This window comes from Pseudomonas sp. St29 (assembly GCF_001547915.1).
Classification (GTDB): Bacteria; Pseudomonadota; Gammaproteobacteria; order Pseudomonadales; family Pseudomonadaceae; genus Aquipseudomonas.
In genome coordinates this window covers 4,276,128-4,291,025 of the sequence record NZ_AP014628.1, presented here as the reverse complement: position 1 = coordinate 4,291,025, position 14,898 = coordinate 4,276,128, and the positions used below count along the sequence as shown (strand labels likewise).

The 14,898-nt window shown below is 62.7% G+C and carries 19 protein-coding genes, 1 tRNA gene and 1 pseudogene; 7 read left to right on the top strand and 14 right to left on the bottom strand.

Annotation, left to right across the window (positions count from 1 at the left end):
• The first annotated feature begins 42 nt into the window (after positions 1-42).
• On the top strand, positions 43-1,287 hold the full coding sequence (locus PST29_RS18995; protein WP_060844059.1) for a TPM domain-containing protein: 1,245 nt from the start codon (positions 43-45) through the stop codon (positions 1,285-1,287).
• Positions 1,288-1,357: 70 nt separating this feature from the next.
• Here the strand turns inward: PST29_RS18995 and PST29_RS18990 are convergent, their stop codons facing one another.
• Positions 1,358-1,573: a hypothetical protein gene (locus PST29_RS18990; protein WP_060844058.1), complete on the bottom strand. Its 216-nt coding sequence runs from the start codon at positions 1,571-1,573 to the stop codon at positions 1,358-1,360.
• A gap of 76 nt (positions 1,574-1,649) precedes the next feature.
• On the opposite strand from PST29_RS18990, the pseudogene PST29_RS31915 reads away from it, so the two are divergent.
• Positions 1,650-1,742 (top strand): annotated as a pseudogene (locus tag PST29_RS31915) (type B 50S ribosomal protein L36); the annotation flags it as partial.
• A 69-nt stretch (positions 1,743-1,811) separates the two neighbouring features.
• Here the strand turns inward: PST29_RS31915 and pseH are convergent.
• Positions 1,812-2,360 (bottom strand): UDP-4-amino-4,6-dideoxy-N-acetyl-beta-L-altrosamine N-acetyltransferase, encoded by a 549-nt coding sequence (gene pseH / locus PST29_RS18985; RefSeq protein ID WP_060840055.1) that lies wholly within the window; start codon positions 2,358-2,360, stop codon positions 1,812-1,814.
• Between the two features lie 129 nt (positions 2,361-2,489).
• On the opposite strand from pseH, the gene PST29_RS18980 reads away from it, so the two are divergent.
• Positions 2,490-3,374, top strand: coding sequence for a LysR family transcriptional regulator (locus tag PST29_RS18980; protein WP_060840054.1), 885 nt, complete (start codon positions 2,490-2,492; stop codon positions 3,372-3,374).
• A 187-nt stretch (positions 3,375-3,561) separates the two neighbouring features.
• A complete protein-coding gene (locus PST29_RS18975; protein WP_047305085.1) occupies positions 3,562-4,398 on the top strand; it encodes a bifunctional allantoicase/(S)-ureidoglycine aminohydrolase in 837 nt (278 codons plus the stop codon).
• A 278-nt stretch (positions 4,399-4,676) separates the two neighbouring features.
• On the opposite strand, the gene PST29_RS18970 is transcribed toward PST29_RS18975, so the two are convergent.
• Positions 4,677-4,937: a hypothetical protein gene (locus PST29_RS18970; protein WP_060844057.1), complete on the bottom strand. Its 261-nt coding sequence runs from the start codon at positions 4,935-4,937 to the stop codon at positions 4,677-4,679.
• Positions 4,938-5,116: 179 nt separating this feature from the next.
• On the opposite strand from PST29_RS18970, the gene PST29_RS18965 reads away from it, so the two are divergent.
• On the top strand, positions 5,117-5,749 hold the full coding sequence (locus PST29_RS18965; protein WP_060844056.1) for a hypothetical protein: 633 nt from the start codon (positions 5,117-5,119) through the stop codon (positions 5,747-5,749).
• Positions 5,750-6,085: 336 nt separating this feature from the next.
• Here PST29_RS18965 and PST29_RS18960 read toward each other — a convergent pair whose 3' ends face one another.
• Positions 6,086-6,664, bottom strand: a complete 579-nt coding sequence (locus PST29_RS18960) for a hypothetical protein (RefSeq protein WP_060844055.1) — start codon at positions 6,662-6,664, stop codon at positions 6,086-6,088.
• A gap of 393 nt (positions 6,665-7,057) precedes the next feature.
• Entirely contained in the window at positions 7,058-7,819 is a 762-nt protein-coding gene (locus PST29_RS18955) for an SDR family NAD(P)-dependent oxidoreductase (RefSeq protein ID WP_082729276.1), read from the bottom strand.
• Between the two features lie 283 nt (positions 7,820-8,102).
• Here PST29_RS18955 and PST29_RS18950 point away from each other — a divergent pair, with 283 nt between their 5' ends.
• Positions 8,103-8,342 (top strand): hypothetical protein, encoded by a 240-nt coding sequence (locus PST29_RS18950; RefSeq protein WP_060844053.1) that lies wholly within the window; start codon positions 8,103-8,105, stop codon positions 8,340-8,342.
• A 120-nt stretch (positions 8,343-8,462) separates the two neighbouring features.
• Here the strand turns inward: PST29_RS18950 and PST29_RS18945 are convergent, their stop codons facing one another.
• The 3 genes from PST29_RS18945 to PST29_RS18935 all read right to left on the bottom strand — a co-directional run bounded on the left by PST29_RS18945 (position 8,463) and on the right by PST29_RS18935 (position 10,034).
• Positions 8,463-8,786, bottom strand: a complete 324-nt coding sequence (locus PST29_RS18945; RefSeq protein ID WP_047305084.1) for a DUF2388 domain-containing protein — start codon at positions 8,784-8,786, stop codon at positions 8,463-8,465.
• 117 nt (positions 8,787-8,903) lie between these two features.
• Positions 8,904-9,617 carry an SOS response-associated peptidase family protein gene (locus PST29_RS18940; RefSeq protein ID WP_060844052.1) on the bottom strand — a complete coding sequence of 238 codons (714 nt, stop codon included), beginning with the start codon at positions 9,615-9,617 and terminating at the stop codon, positions 8,904-8,906.
• 329 nt (positions 9,618-9,946) lie between these two features.
• Positions 9,947-10,034: transfer RNA gene (locus PST29_RS18935), tRNA-Ser, on the bottom strand.
• A 123-nt stretch (positions 10,035-10,157) separates the two neighbouring features.
• Here PST29_RS18935 and PST29_RS18930 point away from each other — a divergent pair.
• Positions 10,158-10,829, top strand: coding sequence for a Bax inhibitor-1/YccA family protein (locus tag PST29_RS18930; RefSeq protein ID WP_011062013.1), 672 nt, complete (start codon positions 10,158-10,160; stop codon positions 10,827-10,829).
• 75 nt (positions 10,830-10,904) lie between these two features.
• Here PST29_RS18930 and gspM read toward each other — a convergent pair whose 3' ends face one another.
• From gspM to gspH, 6 genes are read right to left on the bottom strand one after another with little or no spacing between them, the layout of a single operon-like run.
• Positions 10,905-11,405: a type II secretion system protein GspM gene (gspM, locus tag PST29_RS18925; RefSeq protein WP_060844051.1), complete on the bottom strand. Its 501-nt coding sequence runs from the start codon at positions 11,403-11,405 to the stop codon at positions 10,905-10,907.
• 3 nt (positions 11,406-11,408) lie between these two features.
• Positions 11,409-12,548, bottom strand: coding sequence for a type II secretion system protein GspL (gene gspL, locus PST29_RS18920; protein WP_060844050.1), 1,140 nt, complete (start codon positions 12,546-12,548; stop codon positions 11,409-11,411).
• A 6-nt stretch (positions 12,549-12,554) separates the two neighbouring features.
• Entirely contained in the window at positions 12,555-13,442 is an 888-nt protein-coding gene (gspK, locus tag PST29_RS18915; protein WP_060844049.1) for a type II secretion system minor pseudopilin GspK, read from the bottom strand.
• Positions 13,435-14,034: a type II secretion system minor pseudopilin GspJ gene (gene gspJ, locus PST29_RS18910; RefSeq protein ID WP_060844048.1), complete on the bottom strand. Its 600-nt coding sequence runs from the start codon at positions 14,032-14,034 to the stop codon at positions 13,435-13,437. Before gspJ ends, gspK begins: the two co-directional genes overlap by 8 nt.
• The gene (gene gspI / locus PST29_RS18905; protein ID WP_232513173.1) at positions 14,031-14,417 is read right to left on the bottom strand and encodes a type II secretion system minor pseudopilin GspI; all 387 of its coding nucleotides are present in this window, start codon (positions 14,415-14,417) and stop codon (positions 14,031-14,033) included. Before gspI ends, gspJ begins: the two co-directional genes overlap by 4 nt.
• Complete coding sequence (gspH, locus tag PST29_RS18900) at positions 14,401-14,895, bottom strand: type II secretion system minor pseudopilin GspH (RefSeq protein WP_060844047.1); 495 nt, start codon at positions 14,893-14,895, stop codon at positions 14,401-14,403. The genes gspI and gspH overlap by 17 nt, the downstream gene beginning before the upstream one ends.
• Between the last annotated feature and the right edge of the window lie 3 nt (positions 14,896-14,898).

Below are 14,898 nucleotides of genomic sequence, written 5' to 3'. Positions count from 1 at the left end.
GTAGAGTCCGCCCACCCAGGATGAAGGATGCGGGAAGCGCGAATGATCAAGCTGTTGTGGCAACAAGGGCGCGGGCTGTGGCTGGCGTTGTTTCTCGGGCTGCTGCTGCCGGCGCCGGGCTACGCCGAGCCGGTGCCACCGGGGTTGGCGAGGATTGAGCTGGACCGGCGGATCATCGATCTGAGCGGCACGCTGGACGCGGCGCAGCAGCAGCGCATGAGCGAGAAACTTGCGGCCCTGGAGCAGCGCCGCGGTGCGCAGATCGCGGTGATGCTGGTGCCCAGCCTCGGCCAGCAAAGCATCGAAGCCCTGAGCAACCAGCTGTTTCGCGCCTGGAAGCTGGGGCGCAAGGGGATCGATGACGGCCTCCTGCTGCTGGTGGCGAAGAACGATCGCCAGGTGCGCATCGAGGTGGGTTATGGCCTGGAGCCGGTGGTCACCGACCTGCTGGCCGGACAGATCATCGCCCGGGACCTGACCCCGGCCTTTCGCCGGGGGGATTTCGCCGCAGGCATCGAACAGGCCCTGGACCACCTGATTGTGCTGGTGGACGGTGGCGAACTGGCGGAACCGGCGCCCTTGCAGGTGCCCTTGCAGATCCCCCTCGAAGTCTATGCCTTGCTGCTGGCCTTCATCATCGGGGCGGTGGCGGGAGTGATGCTGGCCGCGGGCTGGAAGTGGCGCCGGGTCCTGGCCGCTCTGGTGCTGCTGGTGGCGTTGCTGGTGGGCGCGGTGGGCGGTCGCGAGTGGCTGGTGCAATTGTTCCTGGTGCCGCTGTGCATGCTGGTGGGTGGGGCGACGTTCGCCGGGCTGTGGCAGGCGCGCCGGGTGTTCTACGGGGTGCTGGGGCTGCTGCTGTACGTCGCTGTGCTGACCCTGGTCAGTCAGTTCCTGGGCCGTTCGACCTTCCTCTACGGGCTGGCCTGGCCGGCCGGCGTGCTGCTGGTGCTGGGAGGGCATTGGCTGCTCTATCGCATGATGCGCAACCGCTGGCGCAAGAGCCCCAAGGGCTTTGCGTGGCGACTGGGGGCGCTGCTGGTGCTGATCCTGCTGATGGCCTGGGGTGTCGACGCCTGGAGTACGGCCCGGCAGTGGCTGACGCTGTTGCCGTTCGCCTACTTCCTCGGTTTCATGCTGTTTGCCAGTACCGGCGGTTTTCACTGGACCAGCGGCGGCGCCAGTGGTGGTGCCAGTGGTGGCGGTAGTGCCGGCAGTTCGAGCTCGGGAGGCGGGTTCTCCGGAGGCGGCGGTTCCAGTGGCGGCGGTGGAGCGTCGGGCAGTTGGTGATTCGCCTGTTGGCCTTTCCCATGGCGGACGGACCGGCCCAGGCGCTGCCGTGTCCGTCCGAGTTTGTGGATCAGACGACTTCGTCGATCAACGAGGTTTTTGGCGCCGTGACCGTGACCGGTGGCTGAGGCTGTTCCTTGGCCTTGTCTCTGAGTTTTTCCAGCGCCTCTTTCTGTTCCGCCGTCAGGGGCGGTGGGGTCAGCACCTTGCCCGAGTCAGGCAGCTTGATGCCGGGCTGGGAGCCGCCGGCGGTCAGGGGGGGAAGGGGACGGTTGTTTATTTCCATGTCACTGCATCCTTCAGTGGGGGGTGAATAAGAGATAACGGCCGTCTTGCGCCGATCTTTAGAGCCGATGCTCTAGATCGCCAGTCGCGGGCGGATCTATGTGATCGGCAAATCCAATCCACCCTTCAAGGCGCGCCGGGGCGGGGCAAGCAATCGCCACAAGGGGTGATCCAGTACCTGCTCCCGTTGGGTTCAGGGCGCCCGATACCCCGCAAGTACTGCCGGGCCCCTTGCTGGCTTAGCGGCCCAGGCGGGCGATCAGGGGCTCGAGCGTCGGACGTTTGCTCTGCCACTCCGCCTTGGTGATGCCCAGCAGGACCACGTCGATGCGCTGGCCATCCTTGAGGATGTTCTGGCGCCGCAGCCCCTCCTGTTGGAAGCCGAATTTCAGGTGCATGTTGATGACGGCCGGGTTACTGGCCAGCACCTCGCAGTTGAGCTTTTCCAGGCCGGCTTCGTTGAAGGCGTAGTCCAGCATCCAGAATTCGATCTGGCTGCCCAGGCCTTTGCCTTGCTGTTCGGCGTCCAGGTAGAACGCCCAGTCGGCGGTTTTCTGGCGGGCATTGATGGCATTGAGTGACACGATGCCCAGGGCTCGGCCGTGCCCCATGACCACAAACACCGCCTGGGCCGGATTGCCCCGCAGTGACTCCAGCCAGCGCTGGTGTTCCTGCTCGCTGATTTCGTGGGCGGTGTACATGTACTGGCGCACCTCTTTCTGGTTGCGCAGCGTGCGTACGTGGGCCTGGGTGGCGGGGTCGGCATCGACCAGGGGGATGAACTGCATCCTGATGTCCTTCTCGGATGGGTAAGCGGTGGTGGCGCATGATGGCATATCCACGGCCGCTGCATGGATTTGTCTCGCGGGACAAGAACCGGTAGAAAGAGCCCTCGCATTCAGAAAACAGATACCTGCATGAGCAACATCGAGAAACCCAATAGCCGCCTGTTCGACCTCGACTTGCTGCGGGCCATTGTCACGGTGGCCGATTGCGGCAGTTTCACCACGGCGGCCAGTCGTTTGCATTCGACTCAGTCCACCGTCAGCCAGAAGATCCGTCGCCTGGAGGAGATGGCCGGGCACCGCCTGCTGGAGCGTGGCAATCGCGATGTCCTGCCCACCGATGCCGGCGCCACACTGCTGGGGTATGCCCGGCGCTTGCTGGCGCTGAACGACGAGATGCTTGAGGCGCTGTCCGGCGCCACGGTGGCGCTGACGGTGCGGATCGGCGTGCCGGATGACTTTGCCGCGGGGCGCACCACCGAGCAGTTGGCCGCCTTCAATCGCCGCTATCCCCAGGTCAAGCTGGAAGTCACCAGCGGCATGAGTCGCGACCTGAGCGCCAGTTATGACCGCGGCGAACTGGACCTGGTGGTGCTCAAGCAACTGCGCAACAGCCGCGAGGCCCTGGGCTGCTGGCCGGAGAAGACCCGCTGGGTGGACAGCGCGAAAAACCCCTGCATCGACCTCGACCCGCTGCCCATCGTCACCTTCCCGCCGCGTGGGGTGTACCGCGATGAAATGATCAATGCCCTGGAGTCCATCGGCCGGCGCTGGCACATCAGTTTCACCAGTTCCAGCCTCAGTGGCCTGCAGTCGGCGATTGCCGATGGCATGGGCATCGGCCTGCTGCCGATGCGCGCGGTGACGGCGGGGCATCAGGTCCTGGCCCGCAGCAGCGGGTTGCCGTCGGTGGATGTGTTCGAGGTGGCGTTGCTGCACCGTCCGGCGGCGGATCCCATGGTCAAGGAGCTGGCCCGGGTATTGTCTCGGGTGCTGGCCCAGGACACCCGGGGCTGAGTCTGTTTGGTATTTGATAAATGAATATGCCGGATTCCGGTATTTAATTTGTGCATGAAAGCGGCGCTGGATATCGTGGTGCACAGCAGAGGTCCGCGCCGCCCTTCGTGGCGCGTCGACCCGCAGCTTTGTTGACCCTGGCGGCGCTGCTGCACGGGGCAGCAAAACAACAATGAGGAGAGTCTCGATGTCCAAAACCACTTATTACGCACCCCACGGCGGGCACCCGGCGCAGACCGAAATGCTCACCGACCGTGCCATGTTCACCGAAGCCTATGCCGTGATCCCCAAGGGCGTGATGCGTGACATCGTCACCAGCCACCTGCCGCACTGGGACAACATGCGCATGTGGGTGATTGCCCGTCCGCTGTCGGGTTTTGCCGAAACCTTTTCCCAGTACATCGTCGAAGTGGGCGCCAATGGCGGCAGCGACAAGCCCGAGCAGGACCCCAACGCCGAAGCGGTGCTGTTCGTCGTCGAAGGCGAAGTCAACCTGACCCTGCAGGGCCAGGAGCACGTCCTCAAGCCCGGCGGTTATGCCTTCATCCCGCCGGCGGCCGACTGGAAGCTGCGCAACACCAGCGGCACCGAGGCGCGTTTCCACTGGATCCGCAAGCACTACCAGAAAGTCGACGGCGTGCCGTACCCGGACGCGTTCGTCACCAACGAGCAGGACATCGAGCCGCGGGTGATGCCGGACACCGAAGGTCGCTGGAGCACCACGCGGTTTGTCGACATGAGCGACATGCGCCATGACATGCACGTCAACATCGTCAACTTCGAGCCGGGCGGCGTGATTCCGTTCGCCGAGACTCATGTCATGGAGCACGGCCTGTATGTCCTGGAAGGCAAGGCGGTGTATCGCCTGAACCAAGACTGGGTGGAAGTCGAGGCCGGCGACTTCATGTGGCTGCGCGCCTTCTGCCCGCAGGCCTGCTACTCCGGCGGCCCGGGTCGTTTCCGCTACCTGCTGTACAAGGATGTGAACCGCCAGATGCGCCTGACCCTGAACGCGCCGCATTGATACTAAGGTGGGGCAGGGGCGCTCAAGGCCTCTGCAGCGGCGAGGGATGAAAACCGGCGAACATTCGCCGGTTTTTTTTGCTTCGCAGCAAGGCAGGCACCGGATGGTCGCGCCAGGTTGTTTCGCGTCGAGGTTCACTTAGCGATTGATGATTAGCACGACCTGTCGAACTGAGGGCCGAAAGTGGGCTCGGACAAGTAAAGGGCTATTCAGGGGAGTTGCAACTTATCAACGTTGAGCCAAGGCCGCCGACGGCAGCCTTGGCTGCTGTTAGTGCCTTAGGCGACCGGGTGAATAGTCTCACCGTGGTCTTTCACGGTGCTGCTATCAACTTCGATCTTGCTCGTGGCCTGGACATAGTAAGGCGCCTGGGTGCCGTTCCTTTTCAGGGACAGCACAAAGCCACGGTCGTCCGATCTGTCCCAGCTTTCCTGCTTGCCGCTGTCGATTCCAAAGAAGGTGGTGTCGCCGTCACTGCCCCATTTGTTGATCGAGACTTCAATCTTTTTCGATGATTTGTTGGTAACGGTAATACCCATCTCTATATTCCTTTTAGATTGAGGTTTAGTTGATCTGGCTATTGACTGCTATCCAATGCTTACAGTCGTTATGTTGTTCCATACAACCTAACTAGAACTGCCAGTCAATGCAGGTGAAGCGCCTTGAAGTCTAGATACTATTTTGCTATCAGCAAGGCCGCACTCCTGGAGCTTCCTCAATGAATCGCCAATGCCCATCTCGCCTTGTCACAGCGCCTCCAGCTGCGCCGGGCAACGACGATTTTGCTTCTCACCCACCTATTTGGCAGCAAGATCCGGACTTGCCGATCATGGGCAGCGCTGCAGCGGCCATCATGGGGTTCTGCTTCTTGGTGCTTTGGTCTTTGCCGGTCTTGGTGCTGACGATATTGCTCCTTCTGGGGGCCGAAGCGATGCTAGGTGAACCGCGCAGCGATGGGTCGAGTTTCACAACGGCGCTTCTCATCCAGTTCCTGCTGGGCTTTACCGTGCTCATGGGACTGGTCTTCGCGTGGATTTTCTCTGTGCCCAGAGTGCTGGCCTTCATGTTCGACGAAAACCAGCAACTGCTGACCCTTACCGTCAGCCGGCGCGGCCGTAAGCCCACCGAAGTACGGGTGCCATATAGCGACATCATTGGCATCTACCCTTACGTGTTCGCCAGTTATGACCGCGATGGCCATTTCAGCGTTTTGTGTCAGGGGCCAAGGGGCAAGCAGTCGCTATACCGATTGGCCGAGGGTACTTCTCTGGAAGAAATGGAGTTTCATTCGGCGTGGTTGCGAGGAGCGTTAGGCGAACGGATGCATAACCTGGCGGATCTGGACAAATGAACCAAGCGCGCCCATCCCGCCACTTTTCCGGGCGTTTATCCGTTCGAGGCATTGGGGGAGGAGGTACATGATCCTTGAATTCATGGCCGCGTGGTTGATTGGGGTGAGGGTGTTATGGGGGACCTGATAGGGGAGGCGTTGTTTCATGCGACCTGACTGGAACGGCCGGCCAATGAGGGTGAAGCGCATTGGCGTCCAGACATTTTCTTGCTGTCGGCAAGGCAGTGGACGGCAACCTGGCTGAGGTGTCGTCAGTTCAATTAAGTGCAACTTGAGCCTTGAAGGAAAAGAGGACGCCACTTGTCGAACAGCCTGTGCGCGGCGTCTCTTGGTTGTTCAATGCACGCTGCGGGCGGCCTTCCAGAGGTCTTGCGCACCCAGGCCGGCCTGCCAGGCTTCGAAGCGGGATCGCCATTGTTCAAAAGCCGGGCCCAGGGGATGACGGGGGTCGCCGCTGAGTGAATAGGCCATACCCTCGATCAGCCATTTGGGCTGGGTGGCGACGGCCAGGTTGCCGAGCGCTTCCGCCTGCCGGTAATGGATCAGTTCGTGGGCCAGATAAAACGCTTTCCAGCCGCGAGGGGCGACGATCAAGCCAGCATCGCCAACGGCGGCTGCCGCGCGCAGGCCAAGTCCAAAGGATTCAGCGCAAGAGTCGGTTGCGCAAAACACCACCCGAGGCACACGGCGAAACGGTCCGACGGTAGTGGCGGCCGTTGCGTATCCCGCGGCATAGAGTTGTTGGGCCTCGGCCAGACGGCTGACGCTGTCTATGCAGATATTCGCAAGTGGGCACGTCACTGGCGCCACCAGCCCGGGCGCGACAACGCGCAGCGGTTTCACAACGGCCAGCACAGCGGCTGGTAGCGACAAGGCAGCGATGGCGGCAATCAGGAGCGGGCGCTTGAGTTTCATGAGGGAGCACGCGTCGGCAGGAGTGGAGAGGGGCCGCGGGGCTTTTCAGGGGCGCCGCGTCTTGCCACTAGCCAGCAGACGAGTCAGCAACGGCCTGAGCGACCTCTGTGCCCCGTCGCTGATGCGCATTGCAGCCGATGATGGCCGTGGAGGATTGGAAAAACACGACCGGCGTCCACCGGAATGAACCCGACGAAGGGCTTTATTCGGGCGGCTCGATCAGTTTCCGCCCTGATGCCTGGCGTTGCCCGCCGGTGGTTGACCTTGAGCCAATGGTGATCTGGGCGAGGTGGTTGACCTTGCCAAGACCATCCGTGAAGTGTCGATGCGGTCGAGCATGGTCGCCGGCAAGGTGAGGTGCTGTTCATTGGCGACGCCGGCAAGGCTTGGGAACTAGGTCAGATTCAACCCGCCGTCCGAGAGGAGTATCTCGCCGGTCAAGTAATCCGACTCGACCAGCATGATCACGGCGTGGGCGATGTCATCTGGGCTGGCGGCCCTGCGCATCGGGGCGCGAGTTCGCCACAACTCTTGGGCATCGGTCCACTCTGCGGTCATGGGCGTGTCGACCAAGCCTGGCGCCACAGCGTTTACGCGAATGTCTGGCCCCAGCGATAACGCGAGCAAGCGGGTCATGTGATTCAGCGCGGCTTTGCTGACCGCATAGGGAATCGATGCGCCTTTAGGACGGATACCGGCATGTGAACTGATGTTCACGACACAACCCGCTCGCCGCTGACGGGCGGCATCGCGCAATGCCGACTCGGCCAATGTGACGAGGTGGAACGGTGCCACGACATTCACCTCGTTCAGTTCGTGCCACACCATCGAGTTGGCCGAGGCAAGGTCGCCGTGGGGAATGACTCTGCTAATACCAGCGTTATTGACCAATACATCGAGCTGCCCCCACGCGGCGATCGCCTCGTTAACAAGCCTGACCCTGTCAGCTTCGACAGCAAGATCGGCTTGTACATAAACAGCCTGTTTCATTTCAGTGGCCATAGCGCGTCCCGTATCCGCAGAACTTCGCGAATGGAGCACCACCGCATAGCCTGCCTGGCTGAGTGCACGTGCAATGGCTGCACCGATGCCGGAAGTGGATCCTGTCACCAACGCGACGCGTAATCCGTTATCGATTGTCGGATTGGGGGTCATATGGACTTCTCTGATGGGTTGCTGGAAAGCCGTTATCGGAACACCAAGCGGGCAAGGTTGGAACGGGTCGGCGTAACCAGGCACGGGCCTTGTTCATCAGCGTCTATTTCCCTGAGGGCCGGGTAGAGCGCCGCATGATAAGGGCTGCCGATTCCAAGTCCAGCATCCTGTCCGTTGGGCAGGTCGACAGGAGCCCTGTATGCGCAAAGATGGGAGCAGGGTTGCCGTTGAATCCGACGCCTGTTAGAAAGCCGGCCCAAAGTGTCGCCAAGGACTGCAATCAATGTTTCTGCTAATGATGGTTCTCTCGCTCTGGGCGGAGGATCCTGCCTATGTCGTCAACGAAGAAAACTGCAAATTCGGGCATTTTGTTGAGCTACCGAAGGACAACAGACAGGGGCGGCTGATCAAGGCGTGCATCTATCGAATGGAAGGTAAAACCCCGCCTCTTTTTGAACGCGTGCAGGCCAATCCTGTTCGGCCACTGACAGAACTCATGAAGGCGCCTGCTGAATTACGCTAACGCGGCTTCGCTAACCGTTCGCTGGAACTTGAGGAAAGTGCTGTGGGGAGGCTGATTTTATTTCAGGCATGACTTTGATGAAGTCCTTTGCCGCTGCACGTGATGCCAGGAGAACAGACTTCAGAGCGTAGTAGCGATTGCCAGGGCCAGTTGTTCGTCGGTCATGTACGGCTGGCCATAGGCCGAGTGGTAGTAGCGAACGGCTTGCTCGAATTGAGCGCCGCGAATCTCGCCATTTGAGCCTACGAATGCCAGTGCATCAGCCTTGGCAGGCTGGAATTGCTTCACCGCCAGCTCAGATAGTCCGGTTGTTCCTGAAAGAAGCAAGGTTGGAGCCAGTGTTATCATCATCATCGAGTTTTGATAGGAGCCCTTGTTTTCCGCCGCGGCTTGAGCACCGGTCAATGCCAGGATGACGAACACTAGAGTTTTCCATTTATGCATTCCTCACCGCTTCCTTGCTGCCTGCCGAATAGCGGCGCAACGATACCAAGGTGGGTCGCTGTATAGATAGAAGAATCCCGGTGCCGGGCCGGGCTCGATAGGGAGGCCTGTCAATCATCAGCCGTTGTTCACCACATCGCCCCCGGCGGGTTTGGTCGTAGGCTCTATCAGTTCCGCCCCGTGGTTCCTGACGTTGCCGATGGCGGTGCTGACTCTGAACCATTCGAAGGCGTCGGCGGGCTCACCCTGGTGCAAGGCCATCTGTTCGGCGCGCTCCTTCGGCGTGGCTGGATCGAGCCATTCCCGGGCCAGGTCCGGCGCCAGGACCACCGGCCGGCGGTCGTGAATATCGACCATACCACCTTGGGCGTCGGCAGTGATGATCACAAAGCCGTCGTGCTCTGCGCGGCCTCGCTCTGGATCCGGAAGTTGTCCGATCGAGGCACAGAGGATGGGGGAGCCGTCGCGGTGCCGGATCAGGTAGGGCCGCTTCTTCGCGCCGCCTTCATCCACCCACTCGAACCAGTTGTCGATCGGGCATAGGGCTCGGTGCGGCCAGATCTGGCGGAAGAACGGACCGTGGGCCACTTTTTCGACCCGGGCATTGACCGGGGCTGCGCGATCATCCGCCCAGTGCGGCCGCCAGCCCCAGCGCACGGCGTCGGCATGCAACGCTTCGCCGGCAACATGGAAGAGGGCAAGCTGCATTGTCGGCGCTGCGTTGTAGCGCCCCAGGGGCTGGTCGCCAACGCTGTTGACCAGTGCCCCTGGCATGCTCAGGGCAGCGACGAAGTCGTGGATACCGCGATACTGAGAAAGTCTTCCGCACATTGCTGTGCCCTCACGCTAGGAGCGTAAGCATAGCGCCGCCTGTGGGCTTCTGTTCATCAGCGCGCTCAGTGGTGAAGAGATTTGGCATGGCGCAGTTTGGCTTGAACATCAATGGCGTTGAGGAGGTTGACGGGACCCTCTATGCGCCAGCGTGGTGGTACCGCGTCGAGTAGCGATGTGGTGTGTTTTTTTGTTCGGCAGGACGCCGGAGGAGGGCTGGTTAGGGAACACGTCCACAATAGTGATGGAACGCTTTGAGTGGAATGGCACCAAACCTGGACGCCAGACACAAAAAAGCCCTGAAAAATCAGGGCTTTCTCGTTGAGATTTGGCGGAGGCGTAGAGATTCGAACTCTAGGACCTGTTACAGTCGGCGGTTTTCAAGACCGCTGCCTTAAACCACTCGGCCACACCTCCAGATCGCATTGCGGGCGCCATAATACCCGAATGAAACACACTGTCAAACTCTCTGCGTCGCGAGTTACAGAGCCTCTGTTATCATCCTTGCCACTAAATGTTTCCCCCAACAGGAGTGTCGCCATGCGCGAACAGGATTACGCAGTTAACAACGGCGTGCAGGCCGAGCAGCTAGAGGTTAGCCGCGTCCTGCGCAACACTTACGGCTTGCTGGCCCTGACCCTCGCGTTCAGCGGTGTCATGGCTTATGTGGCGCAGCAGATGCGGGTCGGTTACCCGAACATCTTCGTGGTGCTGATCGGCTTCTACGGTCTGTTCTTCCTCACCAACAAACTCCGTGACTCGGCCTGGGGCCTGGTGTCGGCTTTCGCCCTGACCGGTTTCATGGGCTTTTTGCTCGGCCCGATCCTCAATCGTTACCTGGGCATGCAGGGCGGTGCTGAAGTGGTCAGCTCGGCCTTCGCCATGACTGCCCTGGTGTTTGGCGGTCTGTCGGCCTATGTGCTGATCACCCGCAAGGACATGAGCTTCCTCGGTGGTTTCATCACCGCCGGTTTCTTTGTCCTGATGGGTGCCGTGCTGGCCAGCCTGTTCTTCCAGATCAGTGGCCTGCAGTTGGCGATCAGCGCCGGTTTCGTGCTGTTCTCCTCGGTGTGCATCCTGTTCCAGACCAGCGCCATCATCCACGGCGGCGAACGCAACTACATCATGGCCACCATCAGCCTGTATGTATCGATCTACAACCTGTTCGTCAGCCTGCTGCAGCTGTTCGGCATCATGGGTCGCGATGACTGATCCTGCTGGTTGAGCCGCTAAAAAAGCCCGCTTCGGCGGGCTTTTTGTTGTCCGGGTTTCAGGAGTGACGAGGTTTCAAGGGCTGTGCAGCTGCAAGCGCGCGCTGGCCATGGCGTCCTTGTCGACTTCGATGGAGAACGACAGGACCGAGACGTGCTGCTGTTCCAGCTGGTCGATCCAGCTGATCAGGCCGTTGAGCGGGCCTTCCAGGCTGAGGTTGACCCGGCCCTGATCCTCCTGGTCCATGCGTTCGAGGTTGAGTCCGGCCTGGCTGCTGGAGCGGGCCAGCATGCCGGGCAGGGCATCGCCGGAAATGGCTGGGCCTCGAAGGGAGGAGGGGCTGGCGGGTAGCTGTTGTAGATCGTGAAGCAATTGCGTTTCCTCGGTATAGCGTTGCTCGGCCTGGGCCAGAGCCTGTTGTTGCGGTTGCCAGAGCAGGTAGAGGCTGGTCAGGCCGGCGAAGACGGTCAGGGCCTGCAACGCCCGTTGTTCGCGTTTTGCCAGACGCTGCCAGCGTTGCCGGAGTGGGTTCGTCAGGGCGTTTCGAGCCGGGATCGAGGCGATGGGGAGCTTCATCGCTTACTCCTTGATTTGAAAACGCGCGGAGACGCCTTGCGCGTCACGCACGGATGAGTCGGTGCTGACGTTCAGGCCCTGGTTGATCAGGCCCTCGCGCAGCAGTTGCAGATCGGCAAAGGCCGGGGCGCTGACTTGCAGGCTCCAGCCTTCCTCGGCCTGGTAATCCAGGCGCTGGATCTGAGACAGGGCACCGCCGCTGGCGCTCCAGTGTTGTGCCAGTTGCGACAGGCGCAGGGCCACGCCGGGGGCTTCCTGCACGTGCTGACGTTGCTTGAGCCGCACCTGATGCGCCAGATCGGCGCTGGCCGGTTCATCGGCGAAACGTTCTTGCCAGAGGCTGCGGCTGGCCGCGTGCAACTGGTCGCTGCGCTGCTCCAGGTACAGTCGGTGTCCGACGTTCTGCAGCAGTTGCGCGCCGCCGGCCATCGCCAGCACCAGCAGGACCACGCGCCAGGGGGCGCTCTGCCGGGTACGGCGCTGGAACTGGCCCTGGCACAGGTCGATCGCCTGCAGGCTGCCCTGGCCGAGCACTTGCCAGGGCTGCGCTTCGGCTTGCCAGTGCGGCGGTTCGACACCGTCGAGGGTGGGGGCCTCGGCGCCCTGCCACAGCAGCCCGTCCGGCAGCAGCCGGCCCAGTTCGCCGAGCTCCTGCGGGTTGAGCGTCAGGCGCAGCGCAGCGCTGCCGCCCAGCAGCCAGCGGCCGTCCCAGGCCAGGGCGCGTGGCCGGTCCTGGGGCAGGCAGTCGGCGTCGATGTGCATGCGTGACGGTTGCAGCCCATGCTCGGCCAGGCGCTTGAGGCAACGCTGCAGGCGCTCGCGGTCGATGACCAGCACCGAGCAGTGACGTCCCTCGCGCAACGGGCCATGGGCCAGGTGCAGATGCTCGACGTCGTCGATCAGGTGTTCTTCCAGGGCGCTGTGCAGGGCCTGGCGCAACCAGCGACCGCTGCGGGCCGGGACGCTGACCTGATGAAAGCTGGCCATCTCCATCGGCAGCAGCAGGGCGAAGGCCTGCCCGCGCAGGTGTTTGGCGGCCTGCTGCAGATCGCCTTCCCGGGGGGCGCTGTCGGCAGACCACCAGTGGCAATGCCAGGGGCGGTCGCCCGGGGTATGGGGTGAAAGGTAAAGCCAGTGGCTCATCAATGGTTACTCGGTAAGCGAATGGTCGTTGAGCGGCAAGGGCAGCAAGGTGCGCTGCTGCACGCGGACCTGGTCGGCACTCATGACCCGCAGGTCGCTGACCAGACGCAGGCGTCGGCCATGCAGCTCAACGTCGATGGTGGCGCGGAACTGGCGGCTGTTGACGCTCAGCCCGCGCGCGGTGATGTCCCGGCCCTGCAGCATGGGATTGGCGAGAAACGCGGCGACCGTCGGGTAGCCCTTGGCCGGGCGTGTCTGGGCCAGGGTCCGGGCGGTCGGCAGATCGATGCCTTCGATGCTGGCCAGCACCAGGGCGTCGGCGGTGTTGAGGTTGATGTGCCCCTGATCGTAGGCCGCCACCAGCGGCGCCAGGCGTTGCAGGGTGTCGGCGCCCACCTCTGGCAGTGGCCGCAGTTCGCTGATATCGCTCAGGGGCAAAGGGCGGCCCAGGCGATCCCGGGGGCGCAGCAGCGCCGCCGGGTCGTGGGGCTTGATCTCGGCCAGGGCCAGCAGCCGCTGGTAGCGGGCCCGGGGGATCACATCATCCGGCACCAGCGTGCTGTTGAGGTTGAGCCGGGCGCCCAGATCGCTGATCCGGATCTGCAGCCGGCCGCCTTCGATCGGGAACGCCGGGGCCGGCCGGGCCCAGTGCTGGCCCAGATGGGTCACCAGCAGGCCGCCTTCGCTGCGGGCATCTTCCAGCAACTGGCTGCGGGCCCAGCTCTCGCCGCTCAGGGCCAGTTGCCAGAGCTGCTGGTGCTGCACCAGGTGGCTGCTGCTGGCCAGGCTGAGCCGCTGGCGGGCAAGCATGTTGCTGACCACCAGGGTCACCAGTGCGGTGATCAGCAATACGCTGAGCAGGGCGACGCCGCGTTGGGCGCGAGGCCTATTCACGGGGCGGTTCCTCGTCCACTTCAGCGCCGCCGGGCAGCAGCATGACCCGGCGGATCTGGGGAAAGCCCGGCGCGCTGAGCTCAATGTCCACGGCGGCCGGCAGGCTCAGGGCCTCGCTGCCGATGGGCCAGCTGTCATGGGGCTGGCCCAGGGCGTCGATGAAGCGCAAATGGATCAGCTCGACCCCACTGAGCAAGGGTTGCACCTGACTGAGGCTGCCTTGTTCCAGGCCCTGGGCTTCGCGCAGCCACTGGCCGTCGCTGAAACGGTGGCTGACCTGCAACAGGTGGCTGCGGGGATAGTCCAGGGGGTTGCGCCAGCCGCCGCACAGCAGGCGTAGCCCCTGGGGCTGGCTGATCAGCGCCTGGCTATGGCTGTGGTCGTCCTTGAGGGCGTGACGTTGCACCTGCACCAGGTCGCGTTCCAGCAGGCTCAGGGCCCGTTGCAGTTGGCGCAATTGCAGTTCCTGGGTCTGGATGCGCTGGTCGCTGCGCATCACCCGGTCCAGCAACTGATAGGTCGCCAGGCCCAGCAGGCTGAAGATGGCGATGGCCACCACCACTTCCAGCAAGGTGAAGCCGCGCTGGTTCATGGGTTGGCCTCGATGTAACCCAGCAGCTGCGCGCGGCTGTACTGCCGGGCCCGTTGCGGGTCCTGCTCGGCCGACACCCGCAGGCTGACCTTGAGCAGCCGCGAGTCCGGCGCCGCTTCGATCTCGCTGAACAGCCACCAGCGGCGCCCGCCAAACTCGACCTGCCGTTGCTGGCGGCCGCTGCTGCGCGGCTGCATGCCGCTGCGCAGTTCATTGAGGTAGTTGTCGGCAATCCAGGTGGCCTGGGTGCGTTCGGCCAGATTGCCGCTGTTGATGGCCACATGCTGGATCGCACTGAACAGCGCAATCGACACCGTGGCGAAAATCGCCAGCGCCACCATCACTTCCAGCAGGGTAAAACCCCGCTCAGTTCGCGGTTTCAAGTCGGGGCTCCTGTATGCCGTCGCTGGACAGGGTCAGCAGCGCGCTGTTGCGGTGCTCGATCCACAGGGTGAAGGCGCTGGTTTCATCGCTGGACAGCACCAGCAGCTGGGGCAGGGCGCTGAGACTAACCGCCTGGCCCAGGGCCGGGCCGGCTTCGGCAATCTCAAGGCGCAGGCGCAGGCTGCCGGGCAGGCTCTGGGCACGCCAGTCGCGGTCGGCCAGCCATTGCCCCTGGTCATCCAGGCGCATCACGCTGTAGGCGTCGGGTTCGATGCGCAGGCCGTAGTCGCTGTTGCTCAATACCGCCTGCTGGCGCAGCAGTTGCAGCAGCGCCAGCAGGCGATCGCCTTCACGGCGCGCCTGACGGCTGGCGGAGTCGGGGTTGATCAGGCCGATCATGCCCGCGGACAGGGCGATGATCAGCACCACCACCAACACTTCGATCAGGGTGAAGCCCTTGCTGTGGGAGCGTTGCACCGC

Coding starts and splice junctions, on each gene's coding strand:
- PST29_RS18990 (WP_060844058.1), bottom strand. CDS start 1,573: ATGGAAATAAACAACCGTCCCCTTCCCCCCCTGACCGCCGGCGGCTCC.
- PST29_RS18955 (WP_082729276.1), bottom strand. CDS start 7,819: ATGACCCCCAATCCGACAATCGATAACGGATTACGCGTCGCGTTGGTG.
- PST29_RS18950 (WP_060844053.1), top strand. CDS start 8,103: ATGTTTCTGCTAATGATGGTTCTCTCGCTCTGGGCGGAGGATCCTGCC.
- PST29_RS18995 (WP_060844059.1), top strand. CDS start 43: ATGATCAAGCTGTTGTGGCAACAAGGGCGCGGGCTGTGGCTGGCGTTG.
- gspM (WP_060844051.1), bottom strand. CDS start 11,405: ATGAAGCTCCCCATCGCCTCGATCCCGGCTCGAAACGCCCTGACGAAC.
- PST29_RS18980 (WP_060840054.1), top strand. CDS start 2,490: ATGAGCAACATCGAGAAACCCAATAGCCGCCTGTTCGACCTCGACTTG.
- PST29_RS18960 (WP_060844055.1), bottom strand. CDS start 6,664: ATGAAACTCAAGCGCCCGCTCCTGATTGCCGCCATCGCTGCCTTGTCG.
- PST29_RS18970 (WP_060844057.1), bottom strand. CDS start 4,937: ATGGGTATTACCGTTACCAACAAATCATCGAAAAAGATTGAAGTCTCG.
- PST29_RS18940 (WP_060844052.1), bottom strand. CDS start 9,617: ATGTGCGGAAGACTTTCTCAGTATCGCGGTATCCACGACTTCGTCGCT.
- PST29_RS18930 (WP_011062013.1), top strand. CDS start 10,158: ATGCGCGAACAGGATTACGCAGTTAACAACGGCGTGCAGGCCGAGCAG.
- pseH (WP_060840055.1), bottom strand. CDS start 2,360: ATGCAGTTCATCCCCCTGGTCGATGCCGACCCCGCCACCCAGGCCCAC.
- gspJ (WP_060844048.1), bottom strand. CDS start 14,034: ATGAACCAGCGCGGCTTCACCTTGCTGGAAGTGGTGGTGGCCATCGCC.
- PST29_RS18945 (WP_047305084.1), bottom strand. CDS start 8,786: ATGCATAAATGGAAAACTCTAGTGTTCGTCATCCTGGCATTGACCGGT.
- PST29_RS18965 (WP_060844056.1), top strand. CDS start 5,117: ATGAATCGCCAATGCCCATCTCGCCTTGTCACAGCGCCTCCAGCTGCG.
- PST29_RS18975 (WP_047305085.1), top strand. CDS start 3,562: ATGTCCAAAACCACTTATTACGCACCCCACGGCGGGCACCCGGCGCAG.
- gspL (WP_060844050.1), bottom strand. CDS start 12,548: ATGAGCCACTGGCTTTACCTTTCACCCCATACCCCGGGCGACCGCCCC.